A 19,570-nucleotide genomic window follows, 5' to 3' on the forward strand; every position below is an offset into this window, starting at 1 on the left:
CGGGGCGGGAAAACCGCGGGACCGACATGCGGGGACTCCTCTGTCCGGGCAAGGAACGGCCGAGGGGAACGGCCGGGGCGCACTCCCGGCATTGGGAGTGAAAGATATTCAACGGTGCGGCGGCGATTTCGCCTCCAGCACGCTCGCCCCACCCTAAAGGCCCGCCCCACCAGCATCAACCACCAGCCAGAACTTGCAAGATATTTCAGTCCACAGGGGTGGAGGGGCGCCCGCAGCGCAGCCCGCATGGCACCCGCAGCGCAGCCCGCATGGCACCCCGCAGCCCCCCCGGGGGACTTCACGCACAGCAGCGCTTCGACAGCGGCGAAGGACGCGGCCCTGCTACGAGATCCGCTGGACCAGCACCGCCGCTGTGTACGCGGGCACCGTCACGGCGCCGGCTGCCGCATCCCAGGTCGTCTCGCGGGCCACGGCATCGGCCCCGTCCACGTGCACCGCGGACAGCTCCAGACAGGTCCCCTCCATGCCCTCGACCTGCTCACAGATCGCCTCAGGGGAGGCGTTCAGCACCACCAGCAGCCCGTCGAGCGCGGGGTCGACGTCCGGCCCGATCGTGTCGTCGATCCGCATCAGCAGCAGCCCGGGCGTGGCCTCGGGGCCGGCGTTCGGGAACGTCACCTTCTGCTTGATCAGCTCGGGGTCCCCCAGGGTGAACAGTGGCGTGGAGTGCCGCAGCCGCAGCAGGTCCAGCGCCATGGCGGCGCTGCGGGCGATGTGCTCGGGAGTGGGGCGCATGGCCGGGTCCTCCAGCATCGGGGCCTGCAGCTCCCACAGGTGCTGGTTGCGGCCTGCCGAGGGCAGGCCCCGCCCGAAGCCGCTGTCCTGCATCGTCCAGTCGATCATGTTGACCAGGTCGCCGGAGTTGTAGCTGTCGGTGTCCAGGGACTTCGATCGCAGCAGGTCCGTGCCCGCCGCCCAGAACGCGGGGGACTGGCCCAGCGCCACCGTGGCCAGGGCCAGGGTGTTCAGCCGCACCCGGACGTCCATCGAGGTGTCCTGCGGCAGCTTCCACACGAAGGTGTCGAACAGGGTCTCGTTGTCGTGGGCGTCGACGTAGTTGACATTCTCCTCGGGGCGGGAGGCGAAGGCCGCGGGGGAGCCGTTGTAGTCCAGCTCCTGCCCGCGCAGCACCTGCCCGGTGGAGGCCAGCAGCTCGTAGTCCTTGAGATTTCCGGCCATGGACAGGCGGATCTGGTCGGTGCGGTGCAGCAGGTCCGCCCGCTGCTCCTGCGCCGAGTGGGGTGAGAGCTCGTTGTGGGTGAGGAACAGGCCGGTGGCGAAGCCGCGGTTCATGCGGGCGTCCTCGTCCATCAGGCTGCCGCCGTGCACCGCGTCGCGGATGCGGTCGTTGAAGCAGCCGATCGAGGTGCCGTCGAGATTGCCCTGGGTGGCCTGGGTGAAGCGGGCGCCATCGGCCACCTCCCCGAAGTTCCAGCCCTCCCCGTACAGGTAGATGCCCTTCCCGTCGACGCCGTCGGTCTCCAGGGTGAGAGCATCCAGCGCCTCGCGCACGGCCTCCATGTCCACGCGCCGATGGTGGCCCATCAGGTCGAAGCGGAAGCCGTCCACCCGGTAGTGGCGTGCCCACAGCACCAGGGCATCCACCATCAGGCGGCGCATCATCGCGTGCTCGGTGGCGGTGTTGGAGGTGCAGGTGGAGTCCTCCACACTGCCCGCCGCGTCCAGCCGGTGGTAGTAGCCCGGCACGATCCGGTCCAGCACCGAGCGCTCGTGCTGACCGTCGTGCGCGGTGTGGTTGAACACCACGTCCAGCACCACCTGCAGGCCCATGTCGTGCAGCGCGCCCACCATGGAGCGGAATTGGGCGGTGCGCTCGCCACCGTCCTGGTGGCCGTCGGTGGCGTAGGAGCCCTCGGGCGCGAGGTAGTGGAAGGGGTCGTAGCCCCAGTTGTAGGCGTCCTCGTCGGCCACCTCGCCCGCGGCGGCCTGCTGCTCGATCGAGGCGGGGCCCGCGCCGGAGGGGATCACGGCCTGCTTCTGCCGGGAGCGGCGCTCGGGGATGGTGGCGATGTCGTAGGTGGGCAGCAGGTGCACCGTGGTCAGGCCCGCTTCGGCCAGCTCCCGCAGCCGCTCAGTGCCGGTGGAGTCGGGGTGGCCGAAGGCCAGGTAGGTGCCGCGCAGTTCGACGGGCAGGGCCTCGTCGCCACCGGAGAAGTCCCGCACGTGCAGCTCGTAGATGGTCTGCTGCGCGGGGCGCTCCAGTCGCTGCGCCGGGGTGCTCGCCCACTGCTCGGGCGCCCAGCGCGGATCGGTGAGATCCACCAGCACCGAGTGCTCGGAGTCCACGGTCAGGGCCACCGAGTACGGGTCGGTGACGCGGTTCTTCACCACGCGGCCCTCGCGGGGCACGTACACCTCCACCTCGAACAGGTAGGCGCGGTCCGTCCAGTCCTCGGCGCCGACGGCCGGGCCCGAGGCGCGCCAGATCCCGCTGCCGTCCCGCTCCATGGGGACGGTGACCGCCGGCTGCTCATGCTCCGGGGGCGGCTGCGCGCCGGGTTGCTGCGTGCCGAGCTCTGCGTCGCGGGCTGCGTGGCCGACGGGTCCGAACACCTGCAGGGCGACGCTCTTCGCCGTCGGAGCCCACAGGGACAGCCCCCAGCGGTCGCCCGCCAGGCGGGGCCCCAGCGGTGCGACCGATGCCTCCTCGGCGTACAGCGCATCGAGCACGCCCGCGATCTGCACACCGGTGGCCACCTCGATGCCGCCCCCGCGGCGCTGGACCACGGCCAGCTGACCCGTGAGGGCCTGCTCGAGCACGGTCCGGTCCAGCCCGCCGAGCTCCAGGGCCAGGTGGCCGGCCAGGTGCCGACGGTCCTTGGTCTCCGCCTCGGTGAGAGGCCCCTCCCGCAGGGTGAGCTCACCCAGGCGCTCGCCACCCGCGACCTGCCCGCCGGCCAGGGTGAGGCCACCCTCCGGCGCCACCCACAGCTCCCAGGACGTGCCTGCGGCGTCGTCCACGAGGTCGGCGGGCCAGGCGATCACACCGGGGGTGAGCAGGTGCGCGCGCTGATGTCCGGGCCCGGTGGCGATCGCATCCGAGAGCAGGGCCGGTGCGTCGGCCGCCCCGGCGTGCTCAGCGGTGCTCTGGTGGGCGGACTGCTCAGTGGGGGTCACGGTGCGGGGCTCCCGGATGGCGTGGACGAGTGGGGCAGGCGCGATGGTCAGGCGCCGATCGACGTCCCATTGTCGCCGAATGTCCGTGACGGTGGGCCGCGGCCAGCGGCTCCGGGTGACCAGGGCCTCCTCAGCCCGTCGCTGCCGCCCCAGGCCACCGGCACCCGCTGCTCCACCAGCGGCGCGGCATGGTCCTGCACGTCCGGTGCCGCGATCTCCTGCGGGGACCCGGCCAGCTGCTGCGCGGTCAGCAAGGACCGGGCATCCAGCAGCTCCACGGCGGCGAAGCCCCCCTGCACCACGCCCGGCAGCATCGCGGTGGCCGCCTGCAGGGACGGCGCGGTGAGCAGCCCTGTGGCCACGTGCTTCTGCACCGGCACGGTGCGGAATACCGCGGAGGAGACGAAGGTGAGCGTCCCTTCCGACCCCACCACCAGGTGGGCGAGCACATCGGCCGGCTGATCGAAGTCCAGCAGGGCGTTGATGCCGTAGCCCATGGTGTTCTTCATGGCGAAGCGCTCGGTGATGATGCGCCGCAGTTCGGGCACCTCGCGCACCTGCGCATCAGTCGCAGCAGCCCTTCGTGCAGGGCAGGCTCGCGCTCGCGCAGGGTGCGGGCACCTGACGCGGCGCGTTGAGAGCGTCGATGTTGGGGCAGTTGGCGGAATCGAGCCGTGTAAACGCCAACTGCCTCGATGTCGAACTCAAGGTCGGGGGTCCGGCCGCCGGGAGCGGGTCCGGCCGCCGGGAGCGGGGCCAACCGCCGGAAGCGGGTCCAGCCGCCGGAAGCGCGTCTGGCCGCCGGTTGGCGGCAGCTCAGGGGCTTGGCTGCGCGGGTAGGTGATGGCGCGGTGGGTCGGTGGTGGTGCGGCGGGTCGGTGGTGGTGCGGCGGGTCGGGTGTCCGGCCGTGCGGGGGACGCTGCGGCGCGGCCCATGTAACGTCGGCGGTGTGTCTGCCGCATTCCACACCACACCCGGCTATAGCGCCCATCCCGCGCCGCGCTCCGACCCGGACAGCGACCGCGAGGCCAGCACCTACCCCGACACCGCCCTGCGCACGTACTTGGAGCGCCTGGAGGAGGCACTGTCCTCCGCCGAGAGCGAGGGCGAGATCCCGGAGCTGGCGCTGCTGTCCGGCGCGAAGGAGGACCAGATCGGGGTGGCCCTGTGCTCGATCGACGGGGAGATCACCTCGGTGGGCAGTGAGCACGCGTTCCCGGTGCAGTCCATCTCGAAGGCCTTCGCCTACGGGGCGGCGATCGACCTGCACGGGTTGGACTACGTCACCTCCATCGTGGACGAGGAGCCCACGGGGGAGGAGTTCAACGCGCTCAGCCTGGATCCGGTCACGAAGAAGCCCAAGAACCCCCTGGTGAACATCGGTGCGATCCGCACCCACGCGATGCTCGGCCCCACCCAGCAGGAGCGCACCAAGCGGCTGCGCGAGGTGCTCGACGCCGCCGCCGGGCGCACCCTGGAGGTGCACGAGGAGACCCGGAAGGTCGAGCTCGAGACCGCCGACCGCAACCTGGCGCTGGCCTACATGCTGCGTGCGGCCGGCTCGATGGACGAGAACGCGCAGGACGTCGTCGGCGGGTACACCGAGGGCTGCTCGGTGCTGGTGAGCGTGGCGGATCTCGCGGTGATGGCCGCGACCCTCGCCGGGGGCGGCACCAATCCCATCACCGGTGTGGAGGTGTTCTCCCGGGTGGCGTCGCGGCAGGTGCTCTCGGTGATGCTCACCTGCGGGATGTACGACAACGCCGGTGACTGGGTCAGCGATGTGGGCATCCCCGCGAAGTCCGGGGTGGGCGGTGGCATCATCGCCGCTCTGCCGTCGCGGTTCGGCATCGCCACCTACGCACCGCAGCTGGACCAGCACGGCAACTCCGTGCGCGGCACCCTGGCGTTCGAGCGGATCAGTGAGGACTTCGCCCTGCACATGCTGGACGGGCAGGAGCCGACCGACCTGGAGCGGCGGGCCGAGGAACTGGGGCGCCTGCCCTGAACGACGTCGGGCGCGGCAGGGGCGCCGCGCGGCCCTGGGCGACGCATGGCCGGGAGGGGCGAGGGGATCAGGTCCCGTGCGGATTGTGCGAGACGAAGCTCCGTGAGTACTCGCTCTGGGTGAGTTCGAGGACCTGCGGCTTGTGCGAGTTCACATCCCCCCAGGGATTGATGAGACGGATGCTGGGCTCAGATCCGTGTGACGGGCGGATGACCTCGTCCACGACGCACACGTGGCTGGGGACGACATCGGCGCACCGCCGCAGCGATTCCGTATCGGCCCCGTAGAACATGCCATCCTCGTTCCGCTCGCTCATCCCCGTTATCGGTACCGACATGGCACCAGTCCCACGTATGTGGATAACGTGGGCGAGAGCCAGGAAGGACGTCGATGCACACGTGGCGATACCGAGGGATATGGGGAGGGGCACTGGTCATGGCACTGATCTCAGGATGCACGCCGGGGCCGGGTGAGGCCGTACCGCTGGTGGAGGCGCGCAACGAGGTCGCGGCCCTGGTGGAGGAACTGCAGGAAGCCTTCACCTTGGGGGAGGAGGCGGAATGGAGCGGCCCGGATCGGGAGGCGCTCGCGCCTGGGGAGGACGGCAGCTGCCGGTGGCGGCCCGGCACGTGGAGCACCCCGCTGCGGCTCGAGGAGAGCGACCCGAGCTGGCCTGATCGACGTGAGCGCGTCAACGAGGTGCTGGCCGAGCACGGGCTGGGGGAGGTGGGCGATCCTGAGTACACCGGCGGAGCCGCCTACGGGTTCGAGACGGAGGGGCCTGCAGGCGGGCGACTGCGGATCGACTCGTGGAGGGGCGAATCGACTATCTACCTGCATGGCCTCGCCGTGGAGGTCGAGGGTGCCTGCGACGAGTCCGCGCTGACGGGCTGACTGCGCAGCAGGGCCAGCTGGCGTCGGCCGGCTCGTCGACCAACAGCAGGCTCCCCAAGGGTCGGCGCCCGAGCGCATGAGGGCCCGGGAGCCCGCCCGCGCCCGATGCAGTGCTCTCCCCACCGACGGGTTCGAGGTGAGGCCCGGCTCCGTTGTGGCGGCCCCGCCGGTCGGTAGACTTCCCGCCATGAGTTCCACCTCGAGCAATGCCCTGGTCCGACGCCCCTTCGAGGGGATCCCCGCCGAGCGCGACCTGGTGGCGATGCGCCAGCTGATCCCCGCGGCCACGATGACTGCGACCACCGTCGAGGAGCACGGCGGTGTGGACGTCGTGCTGGCCACGATCCTGCCGATGGCCTGGCCGGCCGTGCGTCGCACCGACGGTTCGGTGATCATCGGCGTGCAGTCCACCTTCCCGGGCGGTGACCTGTCCCGCGGTATCGGCCAGGTGCTGCTGCAGGCCCTCGAGGCCGAGCCCGGCACCCCGGTGACCACCGTGCAGCTGACCGACGAGTCTCCCCGCCTGCAGGACCTGCTGGATCTCACCGGCGACTTCCCGATCGCCGTGCACGACAGCTTCGACTTCTGGGTGGACCCGGGCGCCGAGCGCACCGCCGAGATCGAGCAGTCCATCAAGCAGGCCGACGAGTCGATCATGCCCACCAAGCCCGTGGAGGGCCTGCCGCACGCCTACTGGGTGGACGCCGGCCCCAAGGAGCACCTGCGCTGGGTGCTGGATGCCGACGAGGACAGGGTGATCGACGCCGTGGCCCGCCTCCACGCTCGCCGCGAATCCGGCGTGGGGGAGGACACCAAGTACGTGGGCTCCTTCCGCGCCGAGGGCATGACCATCCCCGTGTGGGACCTGCCCACCGGGTACGGCGTCGAGGGGGTGGAGAAGGAGGCCGAGGCCTTCCGCACCCGCTTCGAGGAGGCCCTGGACACCGAGGAGCCCCTCACCCCGCTCGAGCGGAGGGCGCGCGGCGGCATCGTGGCCCGACAGGTGACGCTGCGATGAGCACCGCGGGGCCACTCACGACCGACCGCCCCACCAGCGTCGCCGTCGTCATCCCCGCCAAGAACGAGGCGGCGCGCATCGCGGCGACCATCGAGGCCGCCCGTCGCATCGACGGGGTGGACCTGGTGGTGGTGGTCGACGACGGCTCCACCGACGCCACCGCCGCCGTGGCCATGGGTGCGGACGCCCTGGTGGTGCGGCACAAGACCAACCGCGGCAAGGCCGCGGCGATGGCCACGGGCGCCCAGCTGGTCGCGATGCGCGAGGATGCCCACCGGGCCGACGGAGGGGAGGCCTTCCGCGAGGAGCTGCATGCCGAACCGCGGGTGCCCGGCCACACCGGTCCGCTGCCGGTGATCGACGCGGACGGTGAACGGCCCCGCGCCCTGCTGTTCCTCGACGCCGACATGGAGGGCAGCGGCACCGCAGCGCAGCCGCTGGTCGACGCGGTCCTCGGTGACGGCGTGGACATGGCCATCGCCCTGCTGCCCCCGCAGGACGGCGCCGCCGGGCTCGGCATCGTGGTGCGCACCGCCCGCTCCGGGATCCTGCGCGCCACCGGATGGGAGCCGACCCAGCCGCTGTCCGGCACTCGTTGCATCACCCGGGAGACCTGGGACGCCTGCCAGCCGCTGGCACCGGGCTGGGGCGTGGAGACCTCCCTGACCATCGACGCCCTCACCGGAGGTTTCTGGGTCAAGGAGATCGAGTGCGATCTGCACCATCGGGCCACGGGCCGGGACCTGAGCGGTCAGCTGCACCGCGCCCGCCAGCTCAAGGACGTGCTGCGGGCCCTGGCACGACGCCGCCATGTCACCCCGGACGAACCCGCCGAGGACGACGCGGCAACCCCGTCGGCAGCAGCTCCGCAGACAGCCGCCACCGGCACCAGCGCCTCCCAGGAGGCCGACGCAGCATCGGGGGCCGCGCGCCTCGACCCGGTGCCCGCTGACCCAGCGCCCCCTGTCCCCGACCCCGCGCATCCCGGGCCGGCAGAGGTGCCGGGTGCGGCTGAGGGCGCTGACCGCCCCGCCCCGGTCGACGCGGCCCCGGACTCGTCGACGACGGCATCCGACGGGTCTGCCACATCGCCCATCGCCCCGGCTCGCTCCCACGAGGCCGACACCGACGACGAGGACGCCTGGTCCATCACGCCGGACACGGGCGCCGACGACCGCGCCGACCGTCGACGCGCAGCGTTGCAGGCGCTCCCGGTCGCCGGCACCTTCAGTGACGACCAGACCCGCGCACTGGGCGACATGGACGCCGGGAGGCTCGACGGGCAGCTGCGCGCACTCCCGGTGGCGGGGGCCTTCGAGCCCGATGACGTGGTGCTGCTGGCCGGCGTCGACCTGGATGCGCTCACCGAGCGTCTGCACAGCGCTCCTGTCTCGGGCCCCTTCGATCCGCAGCACGCCGTGATCATCGCCTCGCACCTGGACGCCCCCGAGCCGGTGCTGCCGCCATCGATCGTCCCGCCGCTGACGGCCGACGAGTACACCTCGCTCGTGGTGCACGCCGCCGTGGACGCGGAGAACGACGAGCACTGAGCCTGAGGGCACATGCCCGGCGCGGCGCTTCGATTCTGGCCCGGTGGCGCCCGCGTGCAGGACCCCTGTGCTCAGCATCCAGCGGGCGGCTCCGCGTGTGCACCCGCCGCCGGCTGGTACACCTCAGGACCGGATGGATCCGGCAGCACCGCGGGCAGCTGCGTGATCCACACGGCGAGCATCGCCGCCACCAGCACGGGACCGGTGTCGTTGACGGCGTAGCCCAGCCAGGCACCCACCACCAGCGCCACTCGCACGGGGTAGGACGCGGGATGTTCCGCGTCCATCCGTGCCAGGCGCGGCAGGCCCAGTCGACCCGGCATCAGGATCACCACCGACAGGGCAATGGCCAGCAGCATCAGTATGCCGAGCCCCCAGTACCCGGTCACCATCGCCACGTTCTGGGCGAGCTTGCGGACCACCACCGCGATCAGCTCCCCGCTGAGCAGCTCGTCGATGAAGCGCCCCAGGTGGGTGCGCTCCTCCGGGGGGCGCAGCCAGTCCAGGAACGACACCCCGAGCACCGCGGCGGCACCGGCGATGGCCAGCAGGGCCAAGTGCCAGATGCGCACGCGAATCCCGGAGACCAGCAGGGCCAGCAGCCCGAACACCGGGACCGTGGCGAGCATCGACCCGAAGTCCGCGCCCATCGACGGGGCCACGCACACGATCGCGACCACCGCCCCCGCCGTCAGGGTCCACAGCACCCGCGCCCGCGCGGTGCGCACCACCGTGAACAGGCACAGCAGGGCCATCAGGGATGCCCCCAGGACCAGGCCGAAGAGGTGATTGGACAGGCCGTAGAAACGCCCGCCGGAGATGGGCTGAGCGCCCAATGGTGAGCCCAGCTGGAAGCGGGAGCCGGTGGCGGATTCCAGCAGCACCAGCCCGGCCACCAGGGCAGCGGCCACCCCGGCGGGGCCGAAGCGGTGGCGCCTCCACGGGCCGGCGAGGCAGACGGCTGCCAGCAGGGCGCTGCCCGCCCACACCACACCGGTCAGCGCCAGCGCCTGCGGCTCGGCCCGCCACCACGGCACGATCGAGGCGAACAGTCCGACGGCCAGCGGCAGGGGTGCGACCGACGCCGCCGCCCGGGCCACCGCGGCCACGCGAGGACGGCGCGCGGTGGCCGGGATCAGCAGCAGCACCGCGCCCACCAGGCCGATCCCGAACCAGGAGCCCAGGGCGGGCACGGAGGCGGCGTCGACCGCGGCGGCCGCCATCGAGCGATCCACTGCCAGGCGCTGCGGATCGGGATGGCCCACCCCCCGGAACGGCTGCCCGGGGATCAGCCCGTCGGGCGAGGTGTCGTGCGAGGTGAGGACGGTGGCCAAGGCATCGGTGAGCACCACCACGCCTCTCTGCTTGGTGGCACCGCTGGTGAGGGCCTGGCCGGGAAAGGCGCTGTCCATCGCGACCTGCAGCCCCACGGTGCGGGAGGCGACGGCGCCGGTGCGCTCCACCTCGTCGAGCTCGGAGACGGGAGGGTCGGTCGCGGCGACGGAGAGCAGCAGGGTGCGGGGGAGCGCCCCCTCAGTGCAGGCGGCATCCCCGGGGTGGGTGCTCACCCCGCCATCGCCCTTGGCGTCGGAGAGCCCGCGCTCCACACCGGCGGCGTCCAGCACTGCCCTCACCTGCGAGTCCAGCGCGGCGAGTGCCTCGGGGCGGCCGGGGTCGTCGTGATCGGGCACGGACCCGGCGTCCACCAGCAGGATCGCCCCGTCGTCCAGCCCGCTGGAGACCTGCTGCGCGACATCAGCGAGAGTCTCGCCCCCACCGGCGGCGTCGACCTCGACCACGGGCACGTCCAGCTGCTGCCACTGGTCCGTGGGCGGCGAGGGGATCCCGGCGGTGCGCGGCGCCTCCTCGGCGAGCCCCCGGTACCCGGTGCGCAGGGTCTCCATGCCCTGGCGCTTCGTACTCACCACTGTGGTGGAGGTGGTGTTCATCGCGCCCACCCCGGACACGTCCGCGAGGCACTGCAGCGAGGGGGTGTCCACGCGGCTGATGTCCTCCCAGGCGAGTCCGGCCGTGGCGATCACCAGGCGCACCGGATCCTCGGCGGGGGCACCCGTGTCATCGGCCTGCGCAGACGGAGGGATCAGCACCGTCAGTCCGGGAACCAGCAGCAGCGCGGCCACCAGGCTGAGCGCGAGCCTGCGCAGCACCGAGCCCGCAGCGCCACGTGGCGTGATCGTCAGGACCCCCGTCGTCGATGACGAGGGGGCCACCGGTGCGGTGGGGCGGTGAGGAAGCACGCTCCGATGCTACGGCTCGCCCCGGGCCGGGACGGTGCGCCGACGCCCCGCGCACCCGCGGCCCGCACCCCGCGTCTCGTGGCCGACGCCCTGCGCCCCCGCGCCTCGTGGCCGGCGCCCCGGGCACCGCGCCCCGCGGAAAGATGCAGACCATGACGGATCTTGTCCCAACGCCTTGACACAAACACCCGTTCGGTGCATGCTTGTGCCAGGCAATCGATACAAGCGGTGACGGGCGGGACGGACCGACCCTCCGCGACGGGTGAGGGGAGACAGTCATGAGCGGAATCGCCCTGCTGGGGATGATGGGGACGCTGGTGCTCCCCCTGCTCGCAGTGGCAGCACTGCTGGTGTACGCCACCATCTCCAGCAGCGAGCGCACCGGGCTGCACCGCGGGGCACTGCTGGCGCGGTGGATCGGCGCGGTCGCTGCCGTCGTCCTCACCATCGGGATCGTGGCGCTGAGCCTGCAGGGGACATGGCCCTCAGGCCGGCTCGGACTGGGAGCCCTGACCGGGACATCGCTCCTGATCGGGGTGACGGCCCTGGTTCTCGCCATCCTCGTCGGTGAGCTGACGCTGCCGGCGCGCTCCGCCTCGCAGCGCTACGGCCTGCTCGCCCCCCGCGACTCACGCGCGCTGGTGTCGCGCCCCGCCCTGATGAACGCCGCCGTCTCCGCGATCGCCCTGATCGCATACGCCCTGTTCACCACCGCTGTGGCCTCACCGGACGACCAGGGAAGGCCTGGCCGCAGCCTCGCGCACACCGGGGTGGACGGTTTCACCTCGGGCGCCTACGGGCCGTTCCCCGGGCAGTGGTACACGGTGCCCGTGCTGGTGGCACTGGGAGTTCTGGCACTCACGGGCATCGGCGCGCTGGTGATCGTGGCGCGGCGCAGGCCCAGCGCGGACCCGCACGACCTGCTGCTGCGGCGCCGCTCGGTCACCTCCCTGCTGGGCGCGATCGCGGTGGGGACCGGCCTCACAGCACAGGTCCTGGCGATGCACGGGCTGCTGGGCTTCCTGCGGGTGGCACAGCCGGAGTACCAGGAGATGGTGCTCGGGGTGGCCGGCACCGTCATCTCCGTGGCGGTAGCCATCGTGGGCCTGCTGTCCGCAGTGCTGGGCGCAGTGATGGTGTGCGTGCCTGCCGCCATCGCTCGCCGCATCCCCGACAGCGCCAACCGGGCCCGCACCGGGAAACCCGGAAGCCGAGGCCCGGCTGCGGGGACGTCGACCCCCGACCTGCCCTCGCGCGCTGTCGGTGCTCCGTCCGACGGTGCCGAGGCAGAGCGTGCGATGGAGCGCCTGTCCGGACCACACGGGCAGGGGTCGCCGCTGGCCGGGTGGACCGCCCCGGTCAGGGAGGGGCGATGAGCACGCTGGTCGTGGACCTGGAGGACCCCACCCCGCCCTACGAGCAGATCCGCCGCGCCATCCTGGACCAGGTGGCAAGTGGAGTGCTGGTGACGGGGGACCGGCTGCCGGCCATCCGCACCCTGGCCGGGGACCTGGGGCTCGCCCCGGGCACCGTCGCCCGCGCCTACAAGGAGCTCGAGGAATCCGGCGTGCTGATCACCCGGCGCGGGGCGGGGACGCGGATCGCCGAGGGCGCCCCCATCGCGGAGTTCAACCCCGATCTGCAGCGCCTGGCCGATGACGCCGTCGGCGCTGCGCGCAGTGAAGGCTTCGGCGACGAGGCGATCCTTGAGGCCGTGCGCCGCGCACTGCGTGCCGGTCCCGGGTCCGGCAGCCCCCACGGCTCGTGATCCACCTGGTGCCGCTGGGGCCTGAGCACGCCGAGCAGATCCTGCACGGCCAGGACCAGAGCCTGGCCGACGAGGTGTTCGGCGTCCGCTGGGAGGCCGAGACCCTCGATGCGTTCCTGCGCCGAGCGGAGCGATGGCGGGCCGACGGGCCACTGCGGGAGTTCGCCGCCATGGCGCCTGCGGGGGAGGTGACCGAGCATGCTGACGCGATCGACCACGTTCACTCAAGGAGGGCCACCGCTCCTGCGGGCAGGACCGCCGCGACCGGCAGCGGAGCCCGCCATCTCATCGGCGGGGGAGGGCTCCACCTCCTCGGGTCCGGCCTGGACCGGGGGCAGGCGGCGCTGACCTACTGGGTGCTGCCGGCCCACCGCGGGCGCGGACTGGGCGCGCGCATCGCCGGTGCGCTCGTGCAGCGAGCACGGCGGGAGACGCGCATCGTGGAGCTGGTGCTGCGGATCGCCCCGGGCAACAGCGCATCCCAGGCCGTGGCCCGCGGCATCGGCGCCAGGCCCCTCCGCACCGGCCATGCCACAGTCACCGAACGGCACCCGGCCGATGCCGCCCGCCTCGTGGAGCGCTGGACGCTTCCGCTGCGCTGATCTGCCCGGCACTACACTCACGGCTCATGCGGTACGGATTCCTCGGCCCCGAGACCACCTTCACCCATCAGGCGCTGCTGCAGGCCCTGGCCGAGACGCCCGAGGAGTTCGCGGGCGCCGAACCGGAGCTGGTGCCCTTCGCCTCCGTGGCCACCGCCACCACCGACCTGCTGGCCGGGGACATCGACGCCCTCATGGCCCCCATCGAGAACTCCGTGGAGGGCGGTGTCTCCGGCACCCTCGACGTGCTGGCCGCCACCGACTCCATCACCATCGTCGCCGAGCAGGTCGTGCCGATCACCTTCGTGCTCGCCGCCCGCGAGCCGATGGACCCCAGCGAGGTCACCACCGTGGCCTCCCACCCGCACGCCCAGGCCCAGGTGCAGGGCTGGCTGCGGGCGCACCTGCCCGAGGCGAGCATCGCAGCCTCCTCCTCGACGGCCGCCGCCGCACGCGATCTCGCCTCCGCCACCGCAGAGGACTCCGTGGGACGCGCAGCAGTGTGCTCCCCGCTGGCCGCCCGCCACTTCGGACTGGAGGTGCTGGCCGAGGGGATCGAGGACCACCAGGGCGCCCAGACCCGCTTCGTGCTGGTCACCCGGGAGGGCCGGATCCCGGCACGCACCGGGTCGGACAAGTCCACGCTGGTGGTGCAGCTGCCGCACAACCGCGCCGGTGCGCTGCTGGAGATGCTGGAGATGTTCAGCGCCAACGGGGTGAACCTCTCTCGCATCGAGTCGCGCCCCATCGGGGACTTCCTGGGCAGGTACTCCTTCTCGATCGACGTCGAAGGGCACATCGAGGACCGCCGCGTGGCCGCTGCGCTGAGGGCCCTGCACCGCGTGTGCCCCGTGGTCCACTACCTGGGCTCCTACCCGCGGGTGGACGGGCAGCGCCCCGAGTTCCGCGAGGACTACGCCGACGAGGCCTACGACGAGGCCCGCGACTGGGTCGAGTCGCTGACCTCCATGGTCACCCGCCCAGCCCAGGGTGACCTGAACGCTCAGGCGGACTGAGCGCCTCTCAGTCCCGGGTGGGGCTGGAGCTGACGGGCACCCGCAGGTGCAGCACGCCCGGGTCCACCTCGGCGATCAGATGGGTGGCCTCCACGTCGGTGTCGCCGTCCAGCTGCACCATCTGCGGCTTGGTGGTGGCCACCTTGATGGACTCGGTGTGGTACGCCTCCAGCGTGGACAGGCGCGGACCACGGCGCAGGCGGCGCTTTGGCTGCGCAACCGCGCTGGGGTTCATGATGTGGCTGGCCAACTGGCTGAACCCGGCTGCACCCGTCCAGCTGGCCACGAGCACCTCGAGGCGCCCATTGTCGATCGCAGCATCCGGCATCAGGGTGATCCCGCCGGGGAGCTTGCCCACGTTGCCCAGCAGCACGGTGCGGGCCTTGTGGGGGTGGCGGGAGCCGTCCGGCAGGTCCACCACGATGTCGATCGAGCGACCGAGGATCGACTTCACGCCGCCGAAGACGTAGGCGACCCAGCCGATGCGCTTCTTCATCTCGTCCCCGGTATTGCCGATCATCTCGGCGTCGGCCCCGAAGCCGGCGATCACCAGGAACACCTGCTTGCTGGCGGACTGCGCCTCGGCCGCAGTGCTGCCCACGCGCAGCCAGCCCACGTCCACCAGGCGATCCTGACCGGTGAGGATGGCGGTCATCGCCGCGGCCGGGTCGTCCAGCGGCAGCTCGACGTTGCGGGCCAGGAGGTTGCCGGTGCCGGCGGGGATGATGCTCATCAGGGTGTCGGTGCCGGCGAGCTCCGAGGCCACCATGCGCACGGTGCCGTCGCCACCGGCGGCCACCACCAGGTCGGCGCCGTCGCTCACGGCCTGCCGTGCCATGCCCCGGCCCGGATCCTCCACGGTGGTCTCGTAGAAGGCGACCTCGGAGCCCTCGATCCGCTCGATCACCTCGGTGATGCGGGTGCGGAAGGCCTCTTCGTCGGCGAACTTGGAGGGGTTCAGCACGATGGCGACCTTGTCCAGGCGCTTGCCGATCTCGGTCTCCTGGTGCTGCGGGTCCTCCTCCGTGGCCTCGTCCTCGAAGGAGTCCTGGGAGCGGCCCCAGTCACCGGCCTCGGGGTGGGCGTGCTCGTCGGCGCCGGCACCGTCCTGCCGGGACTGGGCGGCACCCGGCAGGGAGCCCGAGGCGCGGGAGTTCGCGCGGTCCGCGGAGCGCTCGTCGTCGGGCCCGGTGCCTGCTGCACCGGCGGCCGCCCCGACGGATGCACCGCGGGCCGCGTCGCCGAGCTCGGTCTGGTCCGAGCCGCTGGAGACGGCGCCTGCGGCGCGACGCGCCCGGCCGGCGTGGACGGCGCCGCGCACCTCGTCCCGCAGGGCGGCGATGTCCTTGCCGTGCCGTCCCTGGCGCTGCAGCACCATCGCGAGCATGACGAGCCCGATGACGGCGGCGACAGCCAGGGCGATGAGGAGCACCATGAGGGTCTGATCCATGGCGCCAGGATAGTCGCGATGTCCGATATCGCCGGGCACGCCGCCTGCCGCTCGCCCGGCACCCCGCCCCTGCCCGTCGGCCGTCTGTCCCTGCCCGTCGGGCCGGCGCCCAATGGCCGGCGGCGCGCCTCCTCGCTGCTGTCGAGCTCCGCTGGGGGAGGGCGCTCATGCGCAGGTACCCTGGACCAATGATCGATCTGCGGCAGCTGCGCGAGAACCCCGACGTCGTCCGTGAGGCCCAGCGGGCCCGTCGGCGTGACCCCTCCGTCGTCGACTCCGTGCTGGAGGCCGACGCGCGCTGGCGCGAGTCCACCACCGCCTTCGAGTCCAAGCGGGCCGAGCAGAAGACCTTCGGCAAGCAGGTCGCCAAGGCCCAGGGCGAGGAGAAGCAGCAGCTGCTGGCCCAGGTCAAGGAGCTCGCCGCGGAGGTCAAGCGGCTCGAGGCGGCCACCGCCGAGGCCGTCACTGCCCGCGACGAGCTGCTGCGCTCCATCCCCAACATCGCCGAGGGCGCCCCCGAGGGCCTCGAGGAGGACTTCGAGGTGCGCCAGCTGGTGGGCGAGCCCCGTCAGTTCGAGCACCCGATCAAGGACCACCTCGAGATCGCCGAGGGCCTGCGCGCGATCGACATGGCCCGCGGCGCCAAGGTCTCCGGGGCCCGCTTCTACTTCCTCACCGGCGTGGGCGCCCAGCTCGAGCTGGCCATCCTCAACTCCGCCATCGACCAGGCCACCAAGGCCGGGTTCACCCCGATGATCACCCCCACCCTGGTGCTGCCCGAGGCCATGGAGGGGACCGGTTTCCTGGGCGAGCACGCCGACGAGGTGTACCACCTGGACAAGGGGGACGACCTCTACCTGGTGGGCACCAGCGAGGTGGCGCTGGCCGGGTACCACGCGAACGAGGTGCTGGACCTGTCCGACGGGCCCCTGCGCTACGCCGGCTGGAGCGCCTGCTACCGCCGCGAGGCCGGCAGCTACGGCAAGGACACTCGCGGCATCATCCGCGTCCACCAGTTCCACAAGGTGGAGATGTTCTCCTACTGCCGCATCGAGGACTCCTACGACGAGCACGAGCGCCTGCTGGACTGGGAGCGCGAGATGCTGGCCCGCATCGACGTGCCCTACCGGATCATCGACACCGCCGCCGGTGACCTGGGCACCTCCGCCGCCCGCAAGTTCGACTGCGAGGCCTGGATGCCCAGCCAGAACACCTACCGCGAGCTCACCTCCACCTCGAACACCACCCAGTTCCAGGCCCGCCGCCTGAACATCCGCGAGCGCACCGAGGACGGCCTGCGCCCGGTCGCCACCCTCAACGGCACCCTGGGCACCACCCGCTTCATCGCCGCCATCCTGGAGAACCACCAGCAGCCCGACGGCTCGGTGGTGGTTCCCGAGGGGCTGCGGCCCTACCTGGGCGGACGCGAGGTCTTCGAGGTCATCGCCTGATGGCACGCCCCCTGCGCTCGCTGCTGCATGCCGTCCGTCACCGCCGGTTCACCCGACGGTCAGATGCCGCTGACACACTGCCCGGCATGACGTCCACGGACACCGCCCCCGCAGCCCGTACCGCCCACATCGACGCCGCCCGTTCCCGCCTGAACGAGCTGCTCGAGCCCATCGCCGGTACCGACCTGCTGATAGGGCTGGACGTGGACGGCACCCTGGTGGACCACGACGGTGCCATGAGCGACCCCATGCGCGCCGCGCTGCGCCAGGCTGCCCGGGACCACCACGTGGTGATCGCCACGGGCCGCTCCATCGGCGCCACCCTGCCCATCGTCGAGGCCGCCGGCATCGAGCGCGGCTACGCGGTGTGCTCCAACGGCGCGGTGACCGTGGAGATGGATCCCGAGCTCGAGGCCGGTCACCGCGTGATGGCGACCCGCACCTTCCAGCCCGGCCACGCCCTGGCCACCCTGCGGGAGGTCGCACCGGATGCCCACTACGCGGTGGAGATGCCCGACGGCTCCTTCCACGCCACCCCCGGCTTCCAGGACGCCAGCTTCGGCGTGCGCGCCAAGGAGACGAACCTCGACGAGCTGATGGTGCTGGAGGCGGTGCGCGTGGTGGTGCACGTCCCGGACCTCACCCCGCAGGAGTTCTCGAAGGTGGTCGCCGAATCGGGCGTGCACGGCGTGGAGTACGCGATCGGCTGGACGGCCTGGCTGGACATGGCCGCCCCCGGCGTCTCCAAGGCCACCGCCCTGGAGGAGATCCGCGAGCGCCTCGGCATCGAGCAGAGCCGCACCGTCGCCGTAGGGGACGGCTTCAACGACACCGAGATGCTGCAGTGGGCCGGCGTGGGCATCGCCATGGGCCAGGCCCCGCAGGGTGTCAAGGACGTGGCCGACACCGAGACCGCCACCGTCTACGACGACGGCACCGTGCTGGTGCTGGAAGGCCTCAGCGGCGCCTGAGGCACTGCGTCAAGGGCGGGATCTGGCGGCCCGTGGCCTCACCTGCCGTTGCTCGAGGTGGCGACCTCCAGCACCACCTTGCCCAGGTGCCCGCCCTCGCGCAGCACCCCATGAGCCTCCGCCGCCCGATCGAGCGGCAGGCGCTGCTGGATCGGGATCCGCACCGTGCCGTCGGTCAGCCACGGCCACACCAGTTCGCGGGTGCGTGCCAGGATCTCGCGCTTCTCCCCGGTGGGTCGGGAGCGCAGGGTGGTGCCGATGACTCGGGCCCGCTTGCCCATCAGGGCACCGACCGGCAGTTCACCGCGGCCACCGCCCAGGGTGCCGATGATGACCAGGCGGCCTCCGGTGCGGAGCATGGCGATGTTGTCCGCCAGGGCCGGCCCGCCGATCACGTCGAGGATCACATCGGCCCCGCCCACCACCTCCACCGCGGCGCGCACGTCGGTGGTGTGCCGGTTCCAGGCTGCATCGGCCCCCAGTGCGCGCACCGCCCCGGTCGCCTCATCGGAGCCGACGGTGGTGAGCACCCGGGCACCGAGAGCGTGGGCGATCTGGATGGCGGTGGCGCCGATGCCGCCGGTGCCGCCGTGGATCAGCACGGTCTCACCGGCCTGCAGCTGCGCCTCGATCACCAGGTTGGAGATGACGGTGGCACACACCTCCACCACGGCAGCGGCCTCCACCAGGCCCAGTCCCTCCGGCACCGGCAGCAGCTGCCGCTCCGGTACGGCCACCACCTCCGCGTAGCCACCGCCGGCCAGCAGCGCCACCACGGCCTGCCCGGTGTCGCGGCGGTGACCGGAGACCTCGAGCCCGGGCAGCTCGGAGGTACCCGGGGGAGGGGGATAGTTCCCAGCCACCTGCGCCAGGTCGGCCCGGTTCACCCCGGCGGCCACCACGTCCACCAGCACCTCACCCGGCCCGGGTGCGGGCTCCGGCACCCGGTCGGGTTCGAGACGGTGATCCTTGGTGATGCTGACGGCCCGCATCAGGGGTGCCGCCCCCTGATTGCCGGCCGCATCACCGGCAGCACCAGCGTCCGTGGCCCTCACAGCGCCACGTCCACGACGGTGCGGCCACGCACCTGGCCGTCGAGGATGCGCTGAGCGTGGCCGATCACCTCGGACAGGCCGATGGTGCTGGTCATCGAGTCCAGCAGCTCCAGGTCGAGCTCCTGGGACAGGGCGTCCCACGCCCGCTCGCGCAGCGGCAGCGGCGCCTCCACCGAGTTCACCCCGGCGAGAGTGACGTGCCGCAGGATGAACGGCAGCACCGTGGCGGGAAGGTCCGGCCCCTGGGCGAGCCCGTAGGCTGCCACCGTCCCGCCCCACCTGGTCTGGGCCAGCACGTTGGCCAGTGTCGTGGAGCCCACCCCGTCGATCGCCCCTGCGAACCGCTGGGACTGCAGCGGCTTGCCCACC

Annotated in this window: 15 protein-coding genes and 1 pseudogene; 10 read left to right on the plus strand and 6 right to left on the minus strand. The window is 72.3% G+C overall.

Annotated elements, in window-relative coordinates; all coding sequences use genetic code 11:
• Window positions 1-342: 342 nt before the first annotated feature.
• Both IOE58_RS11975 and IOE58_RS11980 read right to left on the minus strand, forming a co-directional pair.
• Window positions 343-3,159: an alpha-1,6-glucosidase domain-containing protein gene (locus IOE58_RS11975; protein WP_348981973.1), complete on the minus strand. Its 2,817-nt coding sequence runs from the start codon at window positions 3,157-3,159 to the stop codon at window positions 343-345.
• Between the two features lie 47 nt (window positions 3,160-3,206).
• Complete coding sequence (locus IOE58_RS11980) at window positions 3,207-3,707, minus strand: FAD-binding oxidoreductase (RefSeq protein ID WP_193866609.1); 501 nt, start codon at window positions 3,705-3,707, stop codon at window positions 3,207-3,209.
• A 402-nt stretch (window positions 3,708-4,109) separates the two neighbouring features.
• Between IOE58_RS11980 and glsA the strand changes: the two genes are divergently transcribed.
• The 4 genes from glsA (at window position 4,110) to IOE58_RS12000 (ending at window position 8,630) form a co-directional block, all read left to right on the plus strand.
• Window positions 4,110-5,168 (plus strand): glutaminase A, encoded by a 1,059-nt coding sequence (glsA, locus tag IOE58_RS11985; protein ID WP_193866610.1) that lies wholly within the window; start codon window positions 4,110-4,112, stop codon window positions 5,166-5,168.
• A gap of 435 nt (window positions 5,169-5,603) precedes the next feature.
• Window positions 5,604-6,062 carry a hypothetical protein gene (locus IOE58_RS11990; protein WP_193866611.1) on the plus strand — a complete coding sequence of 153 codons (459 nt, stop codon included), beginning with the start codon at window positions 5,604-5,606 and terminating at the stop codon, window positions 6,060-6,062.
• 187 nt (window positions 6,063-6,249) lie between these two features.
• Entirely contained in the window at window positions 6,250-7,080 is an 831-nt protein-coding gene (locus tag IOE58_RS11995) for a DUF5926 family protein (RefSeq protein WP_193866612.1), read from the plus strand.
• The gene (locus IOE58_RS12000) at window positions 7,077-8,630 is read left to right on the plus strand and encodes a glycosyltransferase family 2 protein (RefSeq protein ID WP_193866613.1); all 1,554 of its coding nucleotides are present in this window, start codon (window positions 7,077-7,079) and stop codon (window positions 8,628-8,630) included. The genes IOE58_RS11995 and IOE58_RS12000 overlap by 4 nt, the downstream gene beginning before the upstream one ends.
• A 71-nt stretch (window positions 8,631-8,701) precedes the next feature.
• Here IOE58_RS12000 and IOE58_RS12005 read toward each other — a convergent pair whose 3' ends face one another.
• Complete coding sequence (locus IOE58_RS12005) at window positions 8,702-10,888, minus strand: hypothetical protein (protein ID WP_228019942.1); 2,187 nt, start codon at window positions 10,886-10,888, stop codon at window positions 8,702-8,704.
• A gap of 278 nt (window positions 10,889-11,166) precedes the next feature.
• On the opposite strand from IOE58_RS12005, the gene IOE58_RS12010 reads away from it, so the two are divergent.
• Genes IOE58_RS12010 through pheA form a run of 4 tightly spaced genes read left to right on the plus strand, consistent with a single transcriptional unit; the run spans window position 11,167 to window position 14,274 of the window.
• Window positions 11,167-12,264, plus strand: a complete 1,098-nt coding sequence (locus tag IOE58_RS12010) for a hypothetical protein (RefSeq protein WP_193866614.1) — start codon at window positions 11,167-11,169, stop codon at window positions 12,262-12,264.
• Window positions 12,261-12,656: a GntR family transcriptional regulator gene (locus IOE58_RS12015; protein ID WP_193866615.1), complete on the plus strand. Its 396-nt coding sequence runs from the start codon at window positions 12,261-12,263 to the stop codon at window positions 12,654-12,656. Before IOE58_RS12010 ends, IOE58_RS12015 begins: the two co-directional genes overlap by 4 nt.
• Window positions 12,653-13,258, plus strand: a complete 606-nt coding sequence (locus IOE58_RS12020; RefSeq protein ID WP_193866616.1) for a GNAT family N-acetyltransferase — start codon at window positions 12,653-12,655, stop codon at window positions 13,256-13,258. Before IOE58_RS12015 ends, IOE58_RS12020 begins: the two co-directional genes overlap by 4 nt.
• Before the next feature lie 26 nt (window positions 13,259-13,284).
• Window positions 13,285-14,274: a prephenate dehydratase gene (pheA, locus tag IOE58_RS12025; RefSeq protein ID WP_193866617.1), complete on the plus strand. Its 990-nt coding sequence runs from the start codon at window positions 13,285-13,287 to the stop codon at window positions 14,272-14,274.
• A 7-nt stretch (window positions 14,275-14,281) separates the two neighbouring features.
• Here the strand turns inward: pheA and IOE58_RS12030 are convergent, their stop codons facing one another.
• Entirely contained in the window at window positions 14,282-15,724 is a 1,443-nt protein-coding gene (locus IOE58_RS12030) for a diacylglycerol/lipid kinase family protein (RefSeq protein WP_228019945.1), read from the minus strand.
• Window positions 15,725-15,912: 188 nt separating this feature from the next.
• On the opposite strand from IOE58_RS12030, the gene serS reads away from it, so the two are divergent.
• Both serS and IOE58_RS12040 read left to right on the plus strand, forming a co-directional pair.
• Window positions 15,913-17,175 (plus strand): serine--tRNA ligase, encoded by a 1,263-nt coding sequence (serS, locus tag IOE58_RS12035; RefSeq protein WP_193866618.1) that lies wholly within the window; start codon window positions 15,913-15,915, stop codon window positions 17,173-17,175.
• A gap of 86 nt (window positions 17,176-17,261) precedes the next feature.
• A complete protein-coding gene (locus IOE58_RS12040) occupies window positions 17,262-18,146 on the plus strand; it encodes an HAD family hydrolase (RefSeq protein ID WP_228019948.1) in 885 nt (294 codons plus the stop codon).
• Window positions 18,147-18,184: 38 nt separating this feature from the next.
• On the opposite strand, the gene IOE58_RS12045 is transcribed toward IOE58_RS12040, so the two are convergent.
• A complete protein-coding gene (locus tag IOE58_RS12045) occupies window positions 18,185-19,138 on the minus strand; it encodes an NAD(P)H-quinone oxidoreductase (protein ID WP_193866626.1) in 954 nt (317 codons plus the stop codon).
• A 59-nt stretch (window positions 19,139-19,197) separates the two neighbouring features.
• Window positions 19,198-19,570, minus strand: a pseudogene (locus tag IOE58_RS12050) (oxidoreductase); the annotation flags it as partial.

It is taken from the genome of Brachybacterium epidermidis (assembly GCF_015209585.1).
GTDB classification, from domain to species: Bacteria; Actinomycetota; Actinomycetes; order Actinomycetales; family Dermabacteraceae; genus Brachybacterium; species Brachybacterium epidermidis.

Excerpts from the sequence above, each read along its gene's own strand:
- IOE58_RS11990 (WP_193866611.1), top strand. The coding sequence starts at position 5,604 with ATGGCACTGATCTCAGGATGCACGCCGGGGCCGGGTGAGGCCGTACCG.
- IOE58_RS11995 (WP_193866612.1), top strand. The coding sequence starts at position 6,250 with ATGAGTTCCACCTCGAGCAATGCCCTGGTCCGACGCCCCTTCGAGGGG.
- IOE58_RS12000 (WP_193866613.1), top strand. The coding sequence starts at position 7,077 with ATGAGCACCGCGGGGCCACTCACGACCGACCGCCCCACCAGCGTCGCC.
- IOE58_RS12010 (WP_193866614.1), top strand. The coding sequence starts at position 11,167 with ATGAGCGGAATCGCCCTGCTGGGGATGATGGGGACGCTGGTGCTCCCC.
- IOE58_RS12015 (WP_193866615.1), top strand. The coding sequence starts at position 12,261 with ATGAGCACGCTGGTCGTGGACCTGGAGGACCCCACCCCGCCCTACGAG.
- pheA (WP_193866617.1), top strand. The coding sequence starts at position 13,285 with ATGCGGTACGGATTCCTCGGCCCCGAGACCACCTTCACCCATCAGGCG.
- IOE58_RS12030 (WP_228019945.1), bottom strand. The coding sequence starts at position 15,724 with ATGGATCAGACCCTCATGGTGCTCCTCATCGCCCTGGCTGTCGCCGCC.
- serS (WP_193866618.1), top strand. The coding sequence starts at position 15,913 with ATGATCGATCTGCGGCAGCTGCGCGAGAACCCCGACGTCGTCCGTGAG.
- IOE58_RS12040 (WP_228019948.1), top strand. The coding sequence starts at position 17,262 with ATGACGTCCACGGACACCGCCCCCGCAGCCCGTACCGCCCACATCGAC.
- IOE58_RS12045 (WP_193866626.1), bottom strand. The coding sequence starts at position 19,138 with ATGCGGGCCGTCAGCATCACCAAGGATCACCGTCTCGAACCCGACCGG.